The following is a 21,229-nucleotide window of genomic DNA, read 5'->3' on the forward strand; positions in this document are numbered from 1 at the left end:
AGAGATGCACCACCTCCATCAAGTGGTCAATTTGACCGAAGAACGGCAGCGCATTCTCCGCTTCCTGGGGGCGGCTTGCCAGAAATACTACCTACTGGTTTGAAACCTGCGGAATGTGGGTAAAAAGGTAGCAGTGTATGGTTATCAATCAAGCGGTCAACTGTGTAGTAACCTCCTGGTGGTAGAGCCGTAACTAAATCATTCAGGTACCCTGGTAGCTCTATTCTTGCAGTCATAGTATTTCCAAACAGTTCTTTACTCAGAAACCCCTTTGATGGGTACTGCATTCGGTCAGCGTATCGGGCACAAATACTGTAGAGCAGTTCATCTGGATAAGGGTCAGGGAAACATGAAATCATTAGGCTATAATCTCCAAAAAGTATTCAGTGATGGGTTGAATGTAACCAGCCTCTAGGAGAGCTTCATAAGGGGTAATGCTACATTGTTTTCCATCTGAAAGAATATTAATCAAGCTTTTTTCCCCTTCTGATTTTTTGGGATGTTTATTTGAATGCTTTCTAGTCTTACTCGGAGAATCATTGAAAACCTTTGTCTGACCTGCTATCGACTCTTTTTTAAACAAATCAGAGTTTTGCTGTTGGACTTGCTCCGGTTGCTCTATTTTGTGATTAACTAGGCCTTCAATAGGTTCTGAGGAAGGAGTGGGTGAATCATCTACTAATAGTTGATGCTGCTCTTCTTCTATGAATTCGCCAATATTAATTGGACGGACATCTTCACAGTTTCTAAGCTTCTCTGTGTTTCCTGCTTTCAGGGCATCTAGAACTTCCCTCGCCGTGCGTAGACAATCCTTAGCCACTGACTTGAAGATTCCTACTGTCAGTTTTTCCTTACCTGTCGAAATAGCTCGTGCCTGCGCCAACATGAAAACTTTGATTGCCAAGTCAGTAATTCCTTGACATTCGTAGTAGAGAGCATGACTCAACTCAGGAGTCCATTCACAAGGGTTACGTATATACTGATATGGCCAAAGTGCATGAGTGAATATGTCCCAGTCTTCATCCTCATTCATTCGATCCCAGATAAAATCTCCCTGCCCCGTACCTCGACGGATTTGACGAAATTCACTCCCTAAAACCGACCAAGCTTTGTAAGTTCCTACTAGAACTACAGGAAGACCGATAGTATTAATCAGTTGAACGAAGAAGTCGAGAATTTTTTCGTAACCACCGACATTTAATTTAGTCAATCTTTGGATTTCATCGATCACCAGTACTCCAAGATGGACATTTGAAGCAGCAAGAGCCACGTAGGGCATCAATTCATTGACTGTCTTGCGACCATTGTTAGCATAATTTTGGTAATATGACGTTCCTAAAATGTCATCAACAGCTTGAAAGAAGTTGAGACATAGACCTTTAATTGAGCCATCAGCGGGACATTCCAGAATGAGCCATACTAGCTGCGTGTTAGTATAATTTTGGTTTTGGTAGCGATTGTGATAGATGACTTGGGGATAGAGGTCTAGGATTGCTTGTATAGTTGTAGACTTGCCGACTCCACTGATACCAAGAATCGTAAAACCTGTAGCTGTTGACCGCCGACGCCTGTTACCTGTGCTACCGGAGCGTAAAGTCTCTACCTTCTTATTTATATTTTTCCAAAACCCACGACTTACCGGGTTGCGAGCGATATATCCCGAACGCAGCATTCGCGAGAAACGCTGCTCCAAGTCGAGGTGAGGGGAAAGAACGATGAAAAGTTCGAGTACATTTTGAATTAGATGTAAGCGCTGGTGAGCGGGTAAATTACGCTCCTCTTTCAAGAATTCAGGGTAGAACGCCAGCTCTTTAATGATGTCATCTTCGGTTTTAATTTCAGGTAGCGCTTCAATGAGTGGATTTCCTTGATAGATAGAAATTTCATCATGGTAAGTCGCTTGTTCTTGAGTTCCTCTAAAGACTAAGAGCGGTGGCTTTATCAATTTTTTACTGAATGTCATTGTTCAATCTCCTCTGACGTGTTGACGCAATTTGTCAAAAGGTCGATGAGGCGCTACATACTCCTCATCATCTTTGTCAGGTTGAGCAATGGTTGGCATGGGAATCACTTGCGCTAGTTGGTCGGGAAGCTTGTCTGGTGTTAAATCCCAAGCTTCAGTCTTCCGCTCGTGACTACGTTCTTCGTTACGGTTTTGGCGGATATTTTTGATACGAGACTGCTTGCTTTGACCATCATCAGTCTTTTTCGCCTCCTCAGTTGCCTGATCAAGGATTTTGTTCGCTTGAGCATTATGTTTTGCTTTAGACTGCTGTCTGCGTGTCTTGGAAGCCTGCTTGTTTACCTCTTGCCGTCTGTAGTAGTCTTCTACTTCACGAAAGTCGCAACCCTGGAAGCGTTGATCGACTTCAAGTAAACGACAAACTTCCATGTCTTTGCCGCTATCAAGACGTATGTAGATGTAGTCAACAAGGCGTGGGTCATAGGCAACAGTAATTTTCCAACTCCTTTTGCTTTTTGCCTTAACAAACCACTGTTGACGTACAGCTAATTCACAGGTGTAGTGCAACTTCTTGAAGTAGATACAGCCTTCACGGGTTACAGAAGCTTCTGCTGTTGGGAGGAGGTTCAGACGGATATTTTCAGGTGGTTGCCAATGAAGCGAACCGACTCGATTCTCGGCTCCCCACTGCCAGAGATCAACTGGGTAAGGTTCGAGTTCATCTTGGATCATGAATTCATCCATCGGGTATTTGTTCAAACGTTTTTCGCTGTTGTGATCCAGAATGGCAAGAATCATCAACTGCCGAAATTCATACAGAGTCAGAACCCCATCAAGCCGATAGTCTCTTTCTCCTCGTTCAGGAAGTTTCTTGACAGAACCTGGGAGCCAATGAATGGCTTCGTTATTTAACTGATTAAAGCTCTGCTCTACAATACCTTTCATGTCTGCCCGGTAAGGAGGCGTATTATCGACATCTACACCGAGAGAGTCCACCAGGTTATTTGCGTTATATCCTTCAAATTCACCTCGATCTGCCAGGATAGCTTCAGGAAGATGATGGCTAGGCCACTCAGCTTCTGTAATTTCCAAATCAAACTTTTTGCAAAATTCAACCTTATCTGCTGTAGCATTTTCCAGGGCTAACATTGCACCTAGCCAGCTTGAAGGTTCGAGGGTGACGACAAACCCAACAATCATACGGCTGAACACATCGATAACCAGATAGAGTGTAGGTCTACCGATAATCCAGCGTCGGCTTAGCGAACTTACTAGATAAACATCAGCGATCGTTGCGTCGATTTGAAAGAGTGACCCAGGTCCAAAAGCCATCTGAGTTGAGTTTCCCACGATAGCCCGATGACTTAAGTTATATCGACGTTCGCCTTTACGAGTAATGAGTTGGCGAGTGATATCAGAGCTTTTCTCATACCAGTACTGAAACTGCCTCAAGCTAGGTAATTTTTCTGCTGGTGGCAAAATAGGCTCCTTGGAACCATCGGCAAGTTCTCTATATCCGATGGGAAAGAACTTTTCGAGGGTAAGTTGAAAAGCCTTGGTTAAGGGTCTTTTTTGCGGGGTTTCGTAGAATAACCGGATACCTTTACGAAATTTCTTCTCTATCTCGGCATCAACATTAACTCCAAGCTCCTCATTTCTGGCTTGAGCAAGGAAGCTCTTGCGACCTCTTTTGCAACCATCACTTCGCTTCTCCTTACCTTTCTCACCGCACTTATTAAAGTCAGGTATGATGGCATTTTTTGTCTGACCTCGTTGCCAATACCGTCGTAAGTCCTTGCGAATAGTTGGTTCTGTTCTTCCTGTCTGTTTAACTGCCTCCTTGATCAACTGGCTCCGCTTAACAGGATCGAACAACGACTCTTCTTGGGTTACGATTAGGAAAATAGCAGACCAAGCCTTATCTACGCGCTGGCGTTGCTCCTCATTTAGTGCAACGTAATAGCGAAGAATTTTGGCGTAGGGATCTTCTTGCAGGATGCTGGCTCTATTAGCAGCAATTGCTGCCATCATATGCTCATGCTTCTGGAGTATGGGTTGAGCATAAGGATCGTAGATGTCGATGGTTACTACATCGGTGCCAGAGAAATCGATCCACAATATGCGGTCAATTTGAGTATCTGCTTCGTTGTCACTTTGCCAGCAGAGTAGCTGGTTGACTAAAAGGTTCATCCAACTTTATCCCTTTGGTTGATAACGTCTGCGGATGGAGCTTTCAAAAGTACGAGCTTTTTTCTAGGATTGATGGGTTGATTCAGGTCAATCAGCAATTCGCGTCTAGCCAGCATATGCCGAACTACCGAGAGGCTGTCACCTGGTTCTAAACCAAGTTTGTCATCACAATCAGCAGTGATTTCCGTAAGCGGCTCATCCCTTTGAGCAATCCACTGAATTAATAATTTTTTAGCCTCAAGAATCTCGCGCTCTGACAGAGTAAGTTTATCTTCATCAAAGCGCTTGCTTATCCAATCGATGTTTTTGGCAAGGACTGGGGGAATTTCGTGTTCAGTCACTATCCCCCAACTGATGTTTCTTTTGAGCCAATATTGGCGTTCAATCTCAAACTTTTTTATAGTCCGTTCGTTTTCCAGTTGGTCTGAAGGTTTAACTGTGCGAGCTTGATAAAAAACTCCCATGCCTTGGCGGATGGCGATGTAGAAATCCGTCGTCATGACGATAGGTTCTTGTGTCTTTGGATCAGTAGGATGACGGATGCAAAGTTTTTCGGCAATTTCTAAGGTCTCTGACAAAGGTAGTAGAGGATACTGTTCTTGGATGTCCTCAACAATTGGTGACCAGTCGAGAATATAGAAATAACGAACCTCATGCTGGCTCAAAAGCTCGTGTCTTCTTCCCGTTGTCAACCCTTTAATACGCTTGCACGTACCCATTGAGCTGACATCTTGCACCGTTAGCCAAGGCTTGTAATTGAAACCTCTACCTTGACCGCGACCTTCTTCAATCCGTTTTTCAATGACAGCCTGGGTTGTTTGTCTCTTGCGTTTAGCCATTCAGCTACTCCTTGTTATGAATGCTGGTACTCACAAAGTTGTTTCTCAAACCAGGCTGTTCGTGCATTTTTTAGGTAGGCTAAGCAGAGTTTCAAGATGTGCTGGATACTAGCACGTCACCATCGTGAATAATGTATGCAATATAGCTAATTAACTACATACTTCATACATAACTTTCTTTGAACCACTTTTTAATTTGTTTCAGTTTTTAATCTTTTGCCAGCTCCTATCCTAAAAAAATAATTACGTTTCACCTGAGACAATATTTAGAGCTTGACTGGCTGAGGTCAACGCACTCAAAATTTCAACTTTCATTGCCTTGGCTTTGGCTCGAATGCCGTCGGTGTTCTCTTGTAAGTACGTTAAGTGAGTATTAATTTTGGCAATGTAATCTAGAGAGGATTGAATTCGTTGCATCTGAGCTTCAATCGCACTACAGTCTAGCTTCGAGTTAAGAGCCTGTTGGTTTACTAATTGCTGCCGCACGATGAGAAACTGAAGGGCAACACTGAGTAACTCATGAGTAGTTGCAATCCATAATCCGTATTCACAGGTTCCTTGTGTCCATTCGCCAATCTCCTGCGCCAAGCCTTCGCGAGAATGACTCAGGAAAATTCCTGCATTCGCTTCATACTTAGCCATTGCCTTGGTTAGGCGTTTGGAAATCAGATGACGACCCCACGGTTGGGAGGGTCGATTTCTAGCTTCAATAACGATAGAAATCTCAGTTGCCGCTACTGAGTTGGGAGTGAGCTTGATGAGGATGTCACCTGGCTCATTTTCCTTGGCGACGTGGTGAATCTCAGCGCCACAAATCTTCGACCAGTCTTGGAGTTTCACCAGCACCAAGTCTTCATAGGCAGCACCCTTAGCTGTTGTTTGCTCAAGTGCTGCTTGCGTTACCTGTTTGTCTCGAATTTCCTGGCGGAGTTTGTCTACTTCCGACGCTAAGGGCTTTACTGCTTCACTGACCACACTCTTTACAGCTTTGGCTAGAGTTCCGTTGTCTGCTGTAACATTTGCTAGTGCTGCCTTAAACGATCCCTGGATGGAATCTGATAATTTGGGGTTGAGAAGGTTGGTGAGGGTTTTGAGAACGCTGCCAATAACGGAAGTTTCCTTATGCGGGTCAATATCCCGTGCTAGCAGAGTTCGGACGCCATCCACTTGAGCGGTAAGCACTGCTGCGGTTTGATTAATTTGTCCTTTGAGCGGTGCCAAAACTTGACCATTTTCCGTACCGATTTGACTGACCAACTCCTCCTCAAAAGACTGGACAATGCGGCTTACGGCTGTTTGGAATTCAGAAAGTAGGGTTTGCATCCGTTGCTCAACAAAGGCTGTATCCTGACGGGCATGAGCGACTTGGATGCAGGCAAAACCCATTTCCACACAACTCAGGAGAGTAGATTCTTGTTGGGACTCAGGCAATTGTCTCAAGTAGTTAGCTGCCTCTGGGTGACGGATTTCTAAGTCGCGAATCACAATATGGTCGCCAATAATCTCGATAGTGGAGGAAGGTAGATTGCCGTTACGGGTGGAGAAAAAGGTCATAAAACAATCGGTGTCTAGATTACACTGACTGCACCGTACTCCCTGGTTTTTCAGACGGTCAAGAAAGTTTTGTCAATTTGCAAAGCCATAACCATTTGTCGGATTACTGCCTTGTGCGCCAGCGTTCCAAAAGTGGCTGAACTCGTTCGGCATTGGTGAGGAGAAAATCAGCCATCGCCATGATTCGTTGGTACGGAAGACCCGCTTCTCGACGGCTAGCTTGTCCACCGAGCCAGTGGTAAGTGGTGGATTTGGAAAGGCAGCAGATGTGAGCCAATTGTTCATACCCTAATCCCCAACGGTAGCTGAAGTCTTGGGGGGAGATAAACATCTGATTGTGCAGCTCTAGAACTTGTTGACGTGTCTGTTGAGAAGACATAATGACCTCTGATTCAAACTACAGATGACTGATTGAGCCGTTCGATGTCTTGCTCAAAAGCGAAGTCGTAGCTGGTGATATGCCGGGAAGGACTTTGCTCATCGAGTAAAACCAGGTAATGCAGTCCAGTAGCAATACAACTGGAAGAGTGGGTGTAGATAACGCCGAGGATGCGACCAAAGTCCGGATGAGGAACTTGACGCCAGCGTACTGAATCACCGAGCTGAAACTGTTGCTGAGGTAGGATTTGGGGAATGTACTCTGGTACGGCGAAGGGTGGTATCTGAGGTGCCGGGTGAGACATAGTAGTTTCCAGATGTTGCGTGAAGCTAAATCACTGATGTTATTTATATATCACAAAATGTTATTTATAAGCTGTAGACTCACTCACTTTACTCTCTGACGATTGTGAAGTGAGTCAAAATTATGGACTAAGTATCAAACAGCGCTTTGGAAAAGCAATAAGACGCAGACGGCGAGAACTGGATTTATCTCAAGAGGAGCTAGCCGAACGGGCTGAGCTTCACCGTACCTATATTTCCAATATTGAGAGAGGGGAACTGAACCCTTCGCTAGAGACTATGGAAAAGTTGGTCAAAGCGCTGGATATAACTGTTTCTGCTCTGTTTACGAATTACGGCATTGAAGCAGATGAATGACCCAGAGAGCCGCTCTTGATTATTTAGGTGCTTGGGTGCAAGCTAATTCCCAAGCACAGGATCAAACCAGCGGTATAAACTGGTTGACCCAACCAAACATAAGAACCAGTAAGACGGCTGGCTCTACACTCTCTCAGGTCATATTCAAGCATCCCTGATTGAGGGCTGAAGGCTCATCAGTTATTTACTGGTCAGCCTTCAGTTTATTAATAAAGCGCAAATTTTAGCAAAGTTTGTAGTCTGGTCTCCCTCTTTACCTCTAGCTCATGTAAAACAGAAATACAGTCATTTACTGCTATATCAATATGACTATTTTTATTGAAGAATTACATTTAGTTTCGTTCAAAGGGTTTAAAAATTTTAAACTGAAATGCTCTCAATTCACTACGTTAGTTGGCATGAATAGTAGTGGAAAAACAAGTATTCTTCAGGCTATACAGCTTGTTCATGATGTTTGCAAATTTGTATTTGGAGGGTATGCAAACCCTGATATCCAAAGACCAGACTTTATTGCTCCTCACTGGTCGTCTAATGATAGATTCAAGTCCTCCGGGATTATTGAGCGCCAACTTTCGGGTGATCCTGATGCTTTATGGCTTAATAAAAAAACATCTACTCCATGTAAAATCACACTGAAACTATCTGGTAATTTTGAAATAAAAATAGAAATTACTGAACGAGAAAATTATAATTTAGACATATTAAAAAATGAAGAAATAATTAGAAATAAAATACAAGAACCTGTCAATCAAAAAATTGTAGAAGATTTTTTTCTGTTTTCTCCCACATTTGTTCCCCCAACTGCAAGCCTCCCTCCAATTGAGCAATTTATCCATCACCCTGAGTTAAGGCAGAAACTTGATAAGGGATTGATAGCAGAGTGCTGGCGCTCATACTTATATTGGCTATGCAATGACGGTGATAATAGGAACTCTGATCGTGTTGTTGAAATTGTGCAGAAATACTTGCCGGATACTGTGTTAAAGCTGCCTCAACTAACACACCAGAGTCCGCCACAGGTTTTGATTGAGTTTGAGGAAGATGAAACTAATTTTGATATTAGTGTAAGTGGTGGCGGACTTCGCACTATTTCAAGCTTGGCTGTTATTCTGCACTTTTCAAAGTCGAGATGTCTCTTATTGGATGAGCCAGATGCTCACCTTCATAGTACCTTACAGCACCAAGTTGCACAGATGCTTCTCGATCATTCTGTCGAGAAAAATGTGCAGGTTTTCGTAACAAGCCATGCACCCGATTTCATTGCTGAAATCCCAGTTGAGTATTTGACGTGGATTGACCGGACTAAGCAAGAAAGTCGTACTTGTAACGGAGTTGGTCAGTTTCTTGCAGATCTTGGCGCTGTGACAAAAGCTGATGCCATTCGTAACTATGGTGCAAACAAGATTCTGTTTGTTGAGGGAGGAACTAACCATACTGTACTTTCTAAATTTGCAAGTTATTTTTTTCGGGAAGATTCTACGCGGATTAACCCATTTGCGGATAGCTCTGTTATCATTGCTGAACTTCCCGATGGAAAGGGTGATAGTAAATATTTAGATGCTTTCCAAAAAATCCTATTTGAAGCATTTAGGATAGATGTAAAAATTGCCTGTATAGTCGATAACGACTATGAGCTTTTGATTAATAATTCTTCTATAAAAGATGTTGGTGGTTCTAATACATTGCTCCTACATCTGAAATGTAAGGAAATAGAAAATTACTTACTTGACTATGAGGTGATAGCACAAGCAGCAGCAGATTTAGTTGAAGAAAGGAAGAAGTACACAGGAAAAAGCATTAGCTACCCAACTGTTGAGGAAATCAAAGCTGAAGTCAATAGCATACTAGACAGCCCTGAAATTCGCAGTACTGTTAAGTGTCAACTTGTACCAAAATATCGTGAGAAGATGCTTGATAGTTCTCTAGATTCCTCAACTAAAGAACGTAAAGGAGAGGAATGGTTTGAGCAGAAGTGGAATGATGAAAACTGGCAAATAAGGAACTGCCCTGGCAAAGAGGTTCTAAAACGATTAAGAACATGGTGCCAGCAAACCTATGGTCTTACTTTAACTCCTCCTAAACTTGCCGCAACGCTCCATCAGTTGCCAGATGATGTGCAAGAAATTATGGATAAACTCCAAGAATACTTTTACAGTTGACTGAAAACAAAGCCACAAATGAGGCTTCCGAGACATTAGACTATATACTTATTTTTGACTTACAGCTCACCCCTTACCAATACCCCCCTGTAACCGCTGCTCTCGTTCCTCCCAATCCGGTAGATAGGCGCGTACATGAAGCTTTTGAATATTTTGCCGTGATTGGGAACCAGCAAATGCGCCAGCAGGTGTTTTCATTGACATTGAGTTGCTGTTGTTCGGCGCTGGTGTCTATGTATTGTTGAGCTAACTGGGAATGCAGGCAATATTAGGGCACGAGCCACCAATCATGTTTAAACTACGTTCCACCAGAGCGGTTTTCCGTCCGTCCGCAACCAGCGCTGGTGCCAGTGTTTTACCGGCTTTACCGCCGCCGATAATCATGTCGTCGTAGTATTGGGTATCCATTTCCATCTCCTTTGCGTTTGGCGTTACTTTATTCGACGATCGGGATTACTTCACAGCAGAGCTAACAGCAAAAATCTTTGAACTTTTTTTCTATGTAAAAACTATCATTGCGATCACCTGTGTATTCATGATTTTTGCTAGATTGTTGAAATCTCTAAAATGGCTTTTCTTGCCTGCATGATTAACTTAAAAACTAATGGCATGGGTAACTGGTTGCCTGTTGGATATGTGATAAAACCAATTAGACAAACACCATTTCTACTTGAATTTTTCTGAGCTGCAAGTGCAACTGCCTCTGCAATTAGCATCGTTGATAGGCGTTATGCCATTGCTGCTACAACCTCGTCCGTAGACAAAACGGCGTTGGCGATATACCCGAAATTAATCAGTGCTGCCTTGTAGCCATCGCCCAGTTCCGGATGTTGGGGCGCAGCCGTTGCATCTTTGACAACGAGTACCTCAAATCCCTGTTCGATCAAGTCGCGTAGGTGAGCTTCAACACAAATATTTGCCAGCATTCCGAGCAGAATGACCTTGCTGATGTTGCGCTTACGCAGTTGTAAAACGAGGTCATTGCTCTGCGGTCCGTAAGCTTTGTGGGGACTGACCACGATTGTCTTGCCATCTTCGATAAAGGGCTTGTAGCGCTCAAGCCAGTCAGCACCCGAACCCAAGAAACCGTCGAGGCTCAACGCACCCCTGCGATCAAACTCCCTAGATTTAAGCATCATTTGCTCCACGGTTCCGGCAAATTTCCAGCCATAGTCGGTAGGGTAGTAATAGTGGGGGGAGATGAAAACTTCAAATTCATTCTGCTTCGCGGCTTTAAAGATGCGCTCAATGTTCTCGACAGTTTTGTTATCCTTGACACTATCACCTACCAAGTCCCAGGAAACCCCTGTTTCGCTCAAGACATCGTTTTGCGGATCGATAACAACTACTGCGGTGTCATTGTTATTAATGTTCATGTCTCTCTTCGCTTGTTGATGTTCACGGTTATCTTTTTTCTGGCACTAACGAACTAGGTTTTAAAAAAGTGCTTAACACGCGCTAGAGGATTTAATTTTTCCTACAAGTTCGCTGCATCAAGATACGGTTGTTTTTATACACCTCTAAAGTTCCAGACTGCGGGTTATCTAACGTGCCATCCCACACCCAATATTGATAATTTCCATTCCGGAATTTATAGACTCGAACACCTTCTGTCGCTTGGCTAGTTCCTCCGTCTAAACTTAAATTACCGTTGGGACTGGTCGCGCGATAGAGCAGTTTACCAGAAGTATGATTCTGCCAAATATTAATGTTGTAGCCACCCCGGCATTTCGTACTCAGGATGATGCCAGCAGTAGAATCAGCAGACACTCTTAAGGAAAAATTAGCTAAGACACTGATTGGCACAGCAATGAGTAACACGGATATTTTCAGTAGTATTTTCATAGTTCTCCAGAGTGTTGTAAAACTAATTAGACTGAAATCGTTCATATTGAATTGCTTCGACATTAATTCCGAATTGAGGAGAAAGGTGCCTTTACTCAAACTCAAATTACTGTTGAGAATTGTCCGCGATAGAGTAAGTGGCTATGGCTTTACCTTCTGAAATCATTCCCTCTATACCATCCGTCCTGTTAAACAGCAGCAGCTTAACGTAAACAGTTTTCCGTATTCGTATATTTCGGCGCCTAGCTTTAAGTCGTCGTGAAGTAGTACACAGCTTTAATCCGTTGCAATGGTCTTAAATAAAACCAGTATTCAGTGTTCGCTGGGAAGTCACTGTGGTTCATCTTCCCCGGATTAGCCCAATTCGCTGAAAAGGTCAGGTTTCGGTTATTGAAAGATACACTTTTTCAGAAGAGGGGAATGTGGTAATTCTCAGGAACCCCTTTCCTTGTCAGCATTTGCAAGTCTTGTTCTGTACTCAGCCTTTGCCCATGTCTTTGCTTCCGCCTGCCACCAGCAGAGCACAGCGATTCCGATGTATCCGCGATGCGTTTACACTTCGTCTATGGCGCAGTTGCAGCTTGCTCGATGAGCTTGGCGACGGCATCTGAATGGGAAATCATCACGACATGGGACGCGCCATTTACAACAACGGTCTCCTTTGAGTTGGCCCGCTTCGCCATGAAAGAATGCACCGCCGCCGGAATGTTCAAGTCGCGATCGCCATAGATGAACCAGGACGGGGTGGACTTCCATGCAGGCGTGCCGGAGGCTTCATTAAACGCGGCTTCCATAATCGGACGCTGGGTACTAGCCATCAGTTGCGCGTCGTTAGCGGGCACATCAGCAGCAAATTGGGCGTGGAACTTGCTCTGCTGAATATACAGGTCTTTGCCACCATCGGGCAGGACAACCGGCGGCGCGAGGGTCGGCGTGAGCGTGCTGCCCGGATAACGTCCTGAGAGTTCGGCGGCAGTCTCGCCTTCCTCAGGAGCAAAGCCAGCAACGTAGACCAGTGCTTTCACATTGTTGTTACCATTAACCGCATTGGTCGTTACCGAACCTCCGTAGGAATGTGCAACCAGCACGATGGGACCGTTGATGTCTTTAAGGACGCTAGCAACATAGTCTGCATCGCTTTTGACGCCACGTAGGGGATTAGCCACAGCAACCGTCGGGTAACCTTTTGTGATCAGTTTGGTCAATACCCCGTTCCAACTGGAAGACTCGGCGAATGCGCCGTGGACGAACACGATCGTAGGCTTATTGGCTTGTGCGCTGGCAGTATTCATGATGGCTCCTAGAGAAGTGATTGTAATGGTTCCTAAAAAGAGAATGACAATCAGAAGCAGGCGAATGCCGTTCCTGAAGGTGAGCATATTCATGTTGTGACTTCCTTTGAATTCATTTCGTTGTATAGGCTGCAACCGTGATGTGAGAAATTGACGGATGTGGGTTGCGATAACGAAGCGCTGCGAAGTGTCGATCGCATCATTTCATAGGACTTACGCAAATTGAGCTTTAAAGCGCCATCAGTAGGGGCGTATAGCTATGCGCCCCTACTATATGTGGCGTTAGTGCGTAAGTCCTGATTTCACAGACCTGACTCATCGCTTAAGATCGGGCATTGTGAACGTCACTGTTTCGCTGGTGATTACTTTGTGTGTAGGGTCGGCTAGTTCAATCAGCACCTTGTGTGGACCAGGTTCCAGTCCGACCAGGATCAATGTTTCGCCGCTGGTGTCAACAAAGTGCCAGGGTGCGTCGTCAACAGTGATGTGGACATGACCAAGGCGTGGCGATACATCAAGGGCACCTTTACCGAACACCGGCAACATCCGCAGGTTCTCGGTTCGATACTGGATAAAGACGCGACCCTGTGACAGCGGTTCGGGAAGTGGTGGATCAACAATCAGCTTCGCTGGTGCTTCGTTTTCAATCGCGATCAATGGGGATGGACCGACAATATCCTTGGCGCTTGGGATGTGATTGTCCATAGCTGTCAGGTACTTGAGAATTGACCTTATGAAGTTCAATGTTCGAGATGATTCATCCTTTGCCCGAATTAGGCAGGGGTGAATTGCAGCCGTGACGAGAGATTAACTATCTCTGACTTACACAATGGGGATTGAATAAGTCAGAGTAGTTTCAAGCCTGTCATCTCTGAAACCGACAAGAACGAGGATTCATTGCAACTGGCGGTAAAAGAAACGATCGCATCCTATTGCAGATGTTTCTTCAATTCAGCGGCAGCCTGGACAAAAAGCGAACGCACTGCTGGAACCTCGGCTAAACCATTGAGCAGCCCAAAGTCATGAATCATGCCGTTGTAACGCACAGTTGTCACTTTTACCCCGGCTTCATCCAGCTTGCGTCCATAAGCTTCGCCACCATCACGCAAGATATCGCTTTCGGCAACTTGAATTAACGCCGGAGGCAATCCTTGCAGTTGCTCAATCGTCGCCTGTAGGGGAGAGGCATAGATGTCTTGGCGTTTTTCTGGGTCAGCGATGTACATGTCATACATCCACTTCATCAAAGGTGTGGTCAGGAAACGTTTCTCGCCAAATTGATGATAAGAATCCGTTTCAAAACTAGCGTCTACGATCGGCCACATCATAATTTGTAGCTTGATGTGTGGTCCTCCTTTTTCTTTCGCCTGCAAAGCAGTTACTGCTGTCATATTTCCGCCAACACTGTTGCCGACGACTGCCAGATTTTTGCCATCCACATCAATCTCCTCACCATGTTCGGCAACCCATTTTGTCGCAGCATAGATTTCATTGATCGCTTGCGGATACTGAGCATCTGGTGTGCGAGTGTAGTTGACAAAGACACCCGCAAACCCTGAAAGCACAACCAGATCACGTACCATGCGCTTGTGGGTTGGGTAATCACCCAGAATCCAACCACCACCATGAATAAAGATGAAAACAGGCAATGTGCCTTTGACTCCTTCCGGTCGCACGATGTTGAGCGTAATTGAATAACCGTCAGTAGTAATTGTCTTCTCAGACTCTTCAATGCCTGAAAGGTCTACTGCAACGGAAGCCTGTGCATCCACGAGTACTTGACGCGCTTCGAGTGGAGGTAATGTCTCTAGAGGCGCACCTCCTGAATTCAGCACTTTCAAAAATGCCTTCACTTCTCTGGAAAGACGTGGATCATCTGCAACTTCCAAAATTTTTGCGGCTGGCGAGTTTACTTGAGCAACCATGACATTCTCCTTTGATAAGTAGTAAACAATCTGTTGAAATGACACTGTTAAGTGAGTTGATTTAACAGTGATGCTTGATCAGTAGTGGTTGTGGAATGGCAATCACTTTCTACTGACATTGTTTCCCAGCCAGAACTATTTGTTACTGGTGAAAAAGTTGTTAACCTAGCGGGTTGCTGCCTTGATCGGTTGTTTCCACACCGCAGCAGCATAGAGCGAGTTCTCAAAATCGGGGGCAATATCACCTGTGATACGTGCCTCATGATGCGCCCAGTCCTCAAAGAACAAGTCGTGACTGATGCACGATACTATTGCAGGTACGTCGCGGCGGATGCTAGGTATGTCACCGACTGGCAAGCCGAAGCTGACCAAACCAGCAGGATTAAATACGTGAATGTCTTTCAGATAAGGGGCAGTGCCAGGTACTTTTTCTTGGTATTCGTGGGCGATACCGAGGTAAGGGTGCATCCCCAAATTGTCGTCGCGCAGGTCTTCTGGTGGCTCGTAGCGATCGCGCCAGAGGGCAATATGCTGGGCAAAGTCGGCTAGTTCGGGACGCTTTGTTGGGTCAACGAAGTAACCAGTGCCAGCGATCGCAAAATCAAACTCGAAAACATCATCGTTCACCTGGATGGCAATGCGATCACCCATTTTCCGTGCCGATTTCCAAGGGGCAGATAGGTGGATGTGAAAGTTCGGGAAGGCGAGCGCTCGCTTAATCGAGTTCGGTGGTGGTGCGGTGCCTGCTTGATGAAAGCGCCAAGCCTGGAACCAGCGAACTGCATCGGGTAGTTGAGGATAATTGTCATAAGCGCCAGGATAGTCCCGTACCCGCAGTAATGACAGAGATGCAAGCTCTGACCGCCGTACAAACAGGTGTACTGCCTTAGCTCCCGATTCCAACGCCACTCCTGCTGCATCGAAAGCTGAAGCCGCCGCACCCAGCACCGCCACAGTCTTACCGCGCAGTGCTTCAAAATCGATGGCATCGGCGGTATGTGCGTACAGCGTGCGTGGTAAGTCAGCCAGTACTGGAGGTATGTATGGACCACCAGTGCCAGCCACGCCATTGGCGAAGATAATTTTGCGCGTAGTTTCTACCTGCGGGACACCGTCTACCTCAAGGTGTAGGCGGAAGAAACCTGCATCTGGCTCAATCCGCACCAACTTCGTCCGGTAACGAACCTGGATACCGAGGAATTGCCGATACCAACTGAGGTACTCAGCCCAAGCCACTCGCCCAATGCGATCGATCTGCGCGTAGGCTGCCGCACCGTGCCGAGCTTCGTACCAGGCTTGAAAGGACAATTCTGGGATGCCTAGTTCTGGACCAGGCAGATTTTTCGGCGTGCGGAGCGTTTTCATCCGCGCTCGCGTCAGCCATACGCCTGCATGAGCCTCGTCATCGGCTGCATCGATCTCCGTCACGCGACCGATTCCAGCACGGCGTAGCGCAAATACAAAGGTGCTACCGCTGCCGCTGCCACCTATTATAGTGACATTGTGATCGATGCCAGGGCGATCGGGTACCCAGTTTTCGGGATCGGGACCGAGCAGGCGTAGTGCCTCGCGGGCAGCAAAATCGGGATCGGTCGTTGTTGTCATGTCGATCATGGTGTTCTCGACAACGTGGGTGGTCAGAAAGCAGCGAATATGATCTGCGATCGCGTCCCCATCTTCTTCCAGGGCAAAGTGTCCGGTATCGAGTAGATGAAACTCAAGATTCTGCAAGTCACGTTTGTAGGCATAGGCTCCTTCGACTAAAAAGCCCTGATCGTTTTTGCCCCACACGACTAACGTTGGGGGTTGATACTGACGCAGGTAGGCTTGCCATTGCAGATACAGCAACAAATTGGATTGATAGTCGTACTTCAATGCCAGTTGAATATCCGAGTTACCAGGGCGATCGAGAAGCGCTTCATCCAAAGTCCACGTATCGGGACTGAGGGACTCTAAATTTCTCGCTCCAGTGGTGTAATACCATTTCGCGCCCTTGATAGCTAGAGCCTGACGCACCCGCTCGGTATTCTCAGGTGTCTTGTTCTGCCAAAAAGCTCGCATTGGTTGCCAGAAATCACCTAGCCCTTCCGCGTAGGCATTGCCATTTTGCACAATCAGCGACTCTACCCGCTCTGGATTCTGCGTTGCAAGGCGATAGCCAATAGGAGCGCCATAGTCCATCAAGTAAAGACTGTAGCGTTTCAAGCTGATCGCATCGATAAAGCCTGCCATTACTTCGGTAAGGCGATCGAATGTGTAATCAAACTCATCCACCGTAGGCATGGAACTATAGCCAAAGCCAGGGTAATCAGGGGCAACCAGATGGAAGGAATCCGCAAGTGCAGGTATGAGATTGCGGAACATGTGAGAGGAAGTCGGGAAGCCATGCAACAGCAGAATCGTTGGGTTGTCGCGAGAACCCGCTTCACGATAGAAAATATCTAAACCATCGATTGAGACTGTGCGATATGTGGTCATGGAATATATGCGTTGTAGAAGTATGAGAAACAGGTGTTCTGTTGTTCTCATTGTTCAATATTCATTTGATTCAGAACACTGAAGTTTGCTGAGTTAAGTGACAAGTTAGAGACGGCTTTAAAGCGTTTAAATCTTAACTCAAAGAGTAATTACAGGTTATCTCCATCCAGTTATTTCAATCGTTACAGGAAAGTGCCCTATAAGTAGTGGCTGATGGACGTGAAGCCATGCTGAGAGAACCTTCTTCAACTGGTGAAGTTTTACGACAGGTTAATTTATCTCACATCCTGACGACGACCTTGCTCCTGGAAGTAGTCGCGCCAACTTTCGGGTAAAGCTTCCAGTTGAGCAGCACGGTGAAGTAACTCTAGATTGTCCTCTTTGCCAACATAAAGTTGAGTGATATTGGCAACAGTGATATTGTTGTCATCCCGGCTCACCAACTCTAAAGTGTCTCCAGCTCCGACTTCGCCCTCTTGCAAAACGCGAAAGTAAAATCCGGTTCGACGACTCGCGAGAAATCGTTTAACCATATCCGGTCGTCCAAACCGAATCCCAAGTTTGTAGCAGGGTAGGCGAGGTTGTGTCACCATCAGTTTTACAGTGCCGATGTGAAAGCGATCGCCAATGTTCACTTCCTCTTCTTTCAGCCCAGTGATCGTGAAATTTTCGCCAAAGATACCTGGCGGGAACTCTGTATCAGGCAATTCACTTTGCCAGTAATCATAATGCTCGAAGGGATACACATAGATTGCTTTGTCTACTCCTCCATGAACGCTTAGATCGGCTTGCCTATCACCGTCTAAATTGAGCGATCGCACCATCACCCGTTCGCTGACTGGCTCTTTGAAAATTCCAGTTGTAACTGTTTTCCCTTTCCAGGTCACTTCACGCGGAAGTCCTACGTTGAGAGAGATGAGTTTCATCTTTAGCTCCAAAGTTTTGGATTGCATTCAATTACGGCAGCCAACATGGGATATCGAAAAAATGAATGAGTTGCTTATCGGAGTGCTTGATTGACTAAAGGTGCAATAACCGCGATGTTTTTGACCAACTCATCAGAGAGAGAGAACCGCTGTTTTAAGTAATCAGGATCGTTGTAACTCAGCCATACCTTGCCGTCAGCCGCTTCCCACGCCAATATTTTCAGGGGTAAATCCAGAGCGATCGTCGGTTCTGTCACCATCAGCGGTGTTCCGGCTTCAGGGTTGCCAAACAGCAATAACTGTGTCGGACGCAGGCTGAGTCCAACTTTTTTCGCTTCAGCTCGTTGATCGATGCGGACAAAAATAGTGATGCCTTTTGCCTGAAGGATAGCTTCTAAGCAATCGACGGTTTCAGTTACTGAATATGGGCTGGGCTGACTGATGATGCCGTTAATTGCATTCATAGCAGCGAACTCCTCTATGGTTTTGGTGATGGGTATTTTTAGGGCACTTTAAATCTGTGCCATACCGCCATCGACAAACAGCTCGATGCCGTTGACAAAGCTGCTGTCGTCACCAGCGAGAAAGACGACGGCTTTGGCAATCTCATCCGGTGTGCCGACTCGTCCTAGTGGGATATTTTTGGCTTCAGTTGCTACGAAATCCTGCACCTGCTCATCACTCAGTCCCATGAGATTGTAACCGGGAGTAGGAACTACACCAGGGCTAATAGCATTAACTCGGATCTGGCGCTCTTTGAGGTCGAGTGTCCAATTGCGAGCAAACGAGCGCACAGCGGCTTTGGTCGCACTGTAAACGCTGAAGGCTGGGGTACCCATAGTAGTAGTAGTCGAGGCGTTTAGAATGATGGAAGCGCCCTCTGGCAACAGAGGTAGTGCCTTCTGCACGGTGAACAGCAAACCTTTGACGTTAGTGTTGAACGTTTTGTCAAAGTGTTCTTCGGTGATTGCTCCAAGTGGAACGAGTTCTCCACCACCAGCATTGGCGAAGATCACATCGAGGTGTCCTTTCTCTTGCTCAATCGTGGCGAACAGGCGATCGAGGTCTTCCATCTTGGAGGCATCGCTCTGAACACCCGTGATGTTTTCACCGATCGCTTTGACGGCGGCATCAAGTTCAGTTTGGCGACGACCGGTGATGAAGACATATGCCCCTTCGGCGACAAAGCGCTTAGCAGTGGCAAGACCGATGCCGCTGGTACCGCCGGTGACAAGAGCGACTTTTCCTTCTAGTTTTTTCATTTTGGGTTAGTCCTGTGGTTATTGAGGGGTGAAAGAGTAGTTTGCGGTGGGTTGCTTTCAACACGAGAACAATGAGGAGCAGCCTGATGTTGACGATCTGCGCTAAAAAGTTTTCCCGCATCACCTCATGTGGGGGGTACATCTCCGGGCGCACCCAGAAATTCGTCACCTATCTCAGCAGCAATGCGTTCAAATAGCGCCAGGTCTGTTGGTTCTGTCTCATCTATCGTCCCGGTTGCTGCAATCAACCGAGCAAAACCGCTGGGTGCAGCAACGACTAATGCACGCGCTGGTTTATCGCTGAGCACGCCAACGACGTGAGGAGTGCCAGGAGAAATCAGAAAGCTTTCGCCAGGGGTTAGCACAGCCTTGTTCTTACCCGCCCAGACCGTAAGCTCCCCTTCCAGCACGTAGAGTTGTTCGGAATAGCGCGTGTGGCGATGGAGGGGCGTTAGTGTACCCGGAGGGTTGTAGCCCTCGATTAGATCGTACTGACCACCTGTTGTAGTGTGATCGGCAATGATGGTGATACGATTGCCTAAAAGCCAGAAAGATTGTGTCATAAGATTGCTCTTTTCTCTTGTGGATAGGTATAAAGTTGATGTTTAATAGCCTTATTAGTCCGAGGGGTCAATCGCTGCAAATGTGCGATGTGCGATCGCTTGAATCGCTATCGCCTCATCAGGATTGCTGTCTCGATTAACTGGAAAATCATGAGATGAGTGAAGCCGCTGAGCAACCTCTTGTGCAATATGGGTAAATACATGATTCAAACTGGAGCTGTTGAGGTGTTGCGGCAGACTTTGCAACTTTTCAGGATTATCGATAGCAGTGGAGTAAAGGTGTTGCCAATTACGGTTCATTAGTTTGTCTCCCTATCTAAACTTCACGGTTTAGAACACATTGCTAGAGCGGGTCTCGTAGTGTTTGATCGTGCAAGCTCAGTGCAAATGTGTTTCACCTGATTCCGAATGAACTATCCCTATTCTTTGACGTTCGGTCAATTTAGACCAGGCAAGCTTTCCAAGATAGGTTTTAAGTTAAGTTCAATTTCAGCATCCTGAAGCGCGACTATATATCTGAATCGCTCAAAAAATCACTCTAATTTAAAAACTGAATAGCACTTAAAACTATCTTTAACCAGCAATAGAATGGATGTCATAAAACTCTCCTCAGTGAGACATTAGTTAGGGTTAAAGACCAGGAACATCAATTAATTACAGTGACAATTGCTGCCATCAACTGGTCAATATTCCAGCGACCGATATAGGAAATTTCATTAATAAAAAGTGCTGGGGCAGCCGCTACTCCACTGTTTAATCCACTTTTGATGTCTTGATTGATGCGATTGATATGTACTTGACTGGATATATCTTGCAGAAATTGAGGGATATCAAGTCCTAAATTATTGGCATACTCCACAAGATAATCGTTTCCTAACTCTTGTTGATGGGTGAACAAAATGTCATGCATTTGCCAAAACTGACCTTGGGCGGCTGCCGCTTGGGCCGCTTCAGCTGCACGTTGGGCATAAGGATGTATTTGCGGCTGTGGAAAGTGGCGAAATACAAAGCATAAGTCGTATAGCTGTTGCTGGAGCGCCTTGATTAATTGGTGAGCTTCGCCACAAATAAGACATTGATAGTCACCATATTCAACGAGTGCCACTGAAGCGCTCACCAATCCCTGAATATGATCTTGTTCAGAAATTGGCACAAGCAACCGATTATAATCATCACCGAGACTCATTGGCACCTC

Annotated in this window: 22 protein-coding genes and 1 pseudogene; 2 read left to right on the top strand and 21 right to left on the bottom strand. The window is 45.9% G+C overall.

Going from position 1 to position 21,229, the window contains the following annotated elements; all coding sequences use genetic code 11:
• Positions 1 to 358: 358 nt before the first annotated feature.
• The 6 genes from H6H02_RS09910 to H6H02_RS09935 all read right to left on the bottom strand — a co-directional run bounded on the left by H6H02_RS09910 (position 359) and on the right by H6H02_RS09935 (position 7,229).
• Positions 359 to 1,963 (bottom strand): ATP-binding protein, encoded by a 1,605-nt coding sequence (locus tag H6H02_RS09910; RefSeq protein WP_190817111.1) that lies wholly within the window; start codon positions 1,961 to 1,963, stop codon positions 359 to 361.
• A 3-nt stretch (positions 1,964 to 1,966) separates the two neighbouring features.
• Entirely contained in the window at positions 1,967 to 4,153 is a 2,187-nt protein-coding gene (locus H6H02_RS09915; protein WP_190817113.1) for a Mu transposase C-terminal domain-containing protein, read from the bottom strand.
• Positions 4,150 to 4,992: a TnsA endonuclease N-terminal domain-containing protein gene (locus H6H02_RS09920; RefSeq protein ID WP_190817115.1), complete on the bottom strand. Its 843-nt coding sequence runs from the start codon at positions 4,990 to 4,992 to the stop codon at positions 4,150 to 4,152. The genes H6H02_RS09915 and H6H02_RS09920 overlap by 4 nt, the downstream gene beginning before the upstream one ends.
• A gap of 243 nt (positions 4,993 to 5,235) precedes the next feature.
• Positions 5,236 to 6,546: a hypothetical protein gene (locus H6H02_RS09925; RefSeq protein WP_190817117.1), complete on the bottom strand. Its 1,311-nt coding sequence runs from the start codon at positions 6,544 to 6,546 to the stop codon at positions 5,236 to 5,238.
• 103 nt (positions 6,547 to 6,649) lie between these two features.
• Positions 6,650 to 6,925, bottom strand: coding sequence for a helix-turn-helix domain-containing protein (locus H6H02_RS09930; protein WP_190817119.1), 276 nt, complete (start codon positions 6,923 to 6,925; stop codon positions 6,650 to 6,652).
• A gap of 13 nt (positions 6,926 to 6,938) precedes the next feature.
• The gene (locus H6H02_RS09935) at positions 6,939 to 7,229 is read right to left on the bottom strand and encodes a hypothetical protein (RefSeq protein ID WP_190817121.1); all 291 of its coding nucleotides are present in this window, start codon (positions 7,227 to 7,229) and stop codon (positions 6,939 to 6,941) included.
• 109 nt (positions 7,230 to 7,338) lie between these two features.
• Here H6H02_RS09935 and H6H02_RS09940 point away from each other — a divergent pair, with 109 nt between their 5' ends.
• Both H6H02_RS09940 and H6H02_RS09945 read left to right on the top strand, forming a co-directional pair.
• A complete protein-coding gene (locus H6H02_RS09940; RefSeq protein WP_190817123.1) occupies positions 7,339 to 7,584 on the top strand; it encodes a helix-turn-helix domain-containing protein in 246 nt (81 codons plus the stop codon).
• Positions 7,585 to 7,889: 305 nt separating this feature from the next.
• Positions 7,890 to 9,743, top strand: a complete 1,854-nt coding sequence (locus tag H6H02_RS09945) for an AAA family ATPase (RefSeq protein ID WP_190817125.1) — start codon at positions 7,890 to 7,892, stop codon at positions 9,741 to 9,743.
• A 66-nt stretch (positions 9,744 to 9,809) separates the two neighbouring features.
• On the opposite strand, the gene H6H02_RS27600 is transcribed toward H6H02_RS09945, so the two are convergent.
• The 15 genes and pseudogenes from H6H02_RS27600 to H6H02_RS10020 form a co-directional block, all read right to left on the bottom strand.
• Positions 9,810 to 9,941, bottom strand: coding sequence for a hypothetical protein (locus H6H02_RS27600; protein WP_277922540.1), 132 nt, complete (start codon positions 9,939 to 9,941; stop codon positions 9,810 to 9,812).
• Positions 9,942 to 9,992: 51 nt separating this feature from the next.
• Positions 9,993 to 10,157, bottom strand: a pseudogene (locus H6H02_RS09955) (mercuric reductase); the annotation flags it as partial.
• Positions 10,158 to 10,288: 131 nt separating this feature from the next.
• Entirely contained in the window at positions 10,289 to 10,459 is a 171-nt protein-coding gene (locus tag H6H02_RS09960; protein ID WP_190817128.1) for a hypothetical protein, read from the bottom strand.
• 12 nt (positions 10,460 to 10,471) lie between these two features.
• Positions 10,472 to 11,119, bottom strand: a complete 648-nt coding sequence (locus tag H6H02_RS09965; protein WP_190817130.1) for a cysteine hydrolase — start codon at positions 11,117 to 11,119, stop codon at positions 10,472 to 10,474.
• Positions 11,120 to 11,210: 91 nt separating this feature from the next.
• The gene (locus tag H6H02_RS09970) at positions 11,211 to 11,588 is read right to left on the bottom strand and encodes a hypothetical protein (RefSeq protein ID WP_190817132.1); all 378 of its coding nucleotides are present in this window, start codon (positions 11,586 to 11,588) and stop codon (positions 11,211 to 11,213) included.
• 563 nt (positions 11,589 to 12,151) lie between these two features.
• Positions 12,152 to 12,973: an alpha/beta hydrolase gene (locus H6H02_RS09975; RefSeq protein ID WP_190817134.1), complete on the bottom strand. Its 822-nt coding sequence runs from the start codon at positions 12,971 to 12,973 to the stop codon at positions 12,152 to 12,154.
• Between the two features lie 222 nt (positions 12,974 to 13,195).
• Positions 13,196 to 13,585 carry a DUF6130 family protein gene (locus H6H02_RS09980; RefSeq protein WP_190690633.1) on the bottom strand — a complete coding sequence of 130 codons (390 nt, stop codon included), beginning with the start codon at positions 13,583 to 13,585 and terminating at the stop codon, positions 13,196 to 13,198.
• Positions 13,586 to 13,809: 224 nt separating this feature from the next.
• The gene (locus H6H02_RS09985; RefSeq protein ID WP_190817136.1) at positions 13,810 to 14,805 is read right to left on the bottom strand and encodes an alpha/beta hydrolase; all 996 of its coding nucleotides are present in this window, start codon (positions 14,803 to 14,805) and stop codon (positions 13,810 to 13,812) included.
• A 165-nt stretch (positions 14,806 to 14,970) separates the two neighbouring features.
• Positions 14,971 to 17,334 (bottom strand): alpha/beta fold hydrolase, encoded by a 2,364-nt coding sequence (locus H6H02_RS09990; RefSeq protein WP_347342595.1) that lies wholly within the window; start codon positions 17,332 to 17,334, stop codon positions 14,971 to 14,973.
• Between the two features lie 224 nt (positions 17,335 to 17,558).
• Entirely contained in the window at positions 17,559 to 18,209 is a 651-nt protein-coding gene (locus tag H6H02_RS09995; protein WP_190817140.1) for an MOSC domain-containing protein, read from the bottom strand.
• Between the two features lie 74 nt (positions 18,210 to 18,283).
• Entirely contained in the window at positions 18,284 to 18,673 is a 390-nt protein-coding gene (locus H6H02_RS10000; RefSeq protein ID WP_190817143.1) for a DUF302 domain-containing protein, read from the bottom strand.
• 48 nt (positions 18,674 to 18,721) lie between these two features.
• Entirely contained in the window at positions 18,722 to 19,471 is a 750-nt protein-coding gene (locus H6H02_RS10005) for an SDR family oxidoreductase (RefSeq protein ID WP_190817145.1), read from the bottom strand.
• Positions 19,472 to 19,596: 125 nt separating this feature from the next.
• Positions 19,597 to 20,034, bottom strand: coding sequence for a cupin domain-containing protein (locus tag H6H02_RS10010; RefSeq protein WP_190817147.1), 438 nt, complete (start codon positions 20,032 to 20,034; stop codon positions 19,597 to 19,599).
• 54 nt (positions 20,035 to 20,088) lie between these two features.
• Positions 20,089 to 20,334, bottom strand: a complete 246-nt coding sequence (locus H6H02_RS10015) for a hypothetical protein (protein WP_190817149.1) — start codon at positions 20,332 to 20,334, stop codon at positions 20,089 to 20,091.
• A gap of 346 nt (positions 20,335 to 20,680) precedes the next feature.
• Positions 20,681 to 21,220 (bottom strand): DsbA family protein, encoded by a 540-nt coding sequence (locus H6H02_RS10020; RefSeq protein WP_190817151.1) that lies wholly within the window; start codon positions 21,218 to 21,220, stop codon positions 20,681 to 20,683.
• Between the last annotated feature and the right edge of the window lie 9 nt (positions 21,221 to 21,229).

Origin of the sequence: Coleofasciculus sp. FACHB-1120, from assembly GCF_014698845.1 — a bacterium.
Taxonomy (GTDB): Bacteria; Cyanobacteriota; Cyanobacteriia; order Cyanobacteriales; family FACHB-T130; genus FACHB-T130.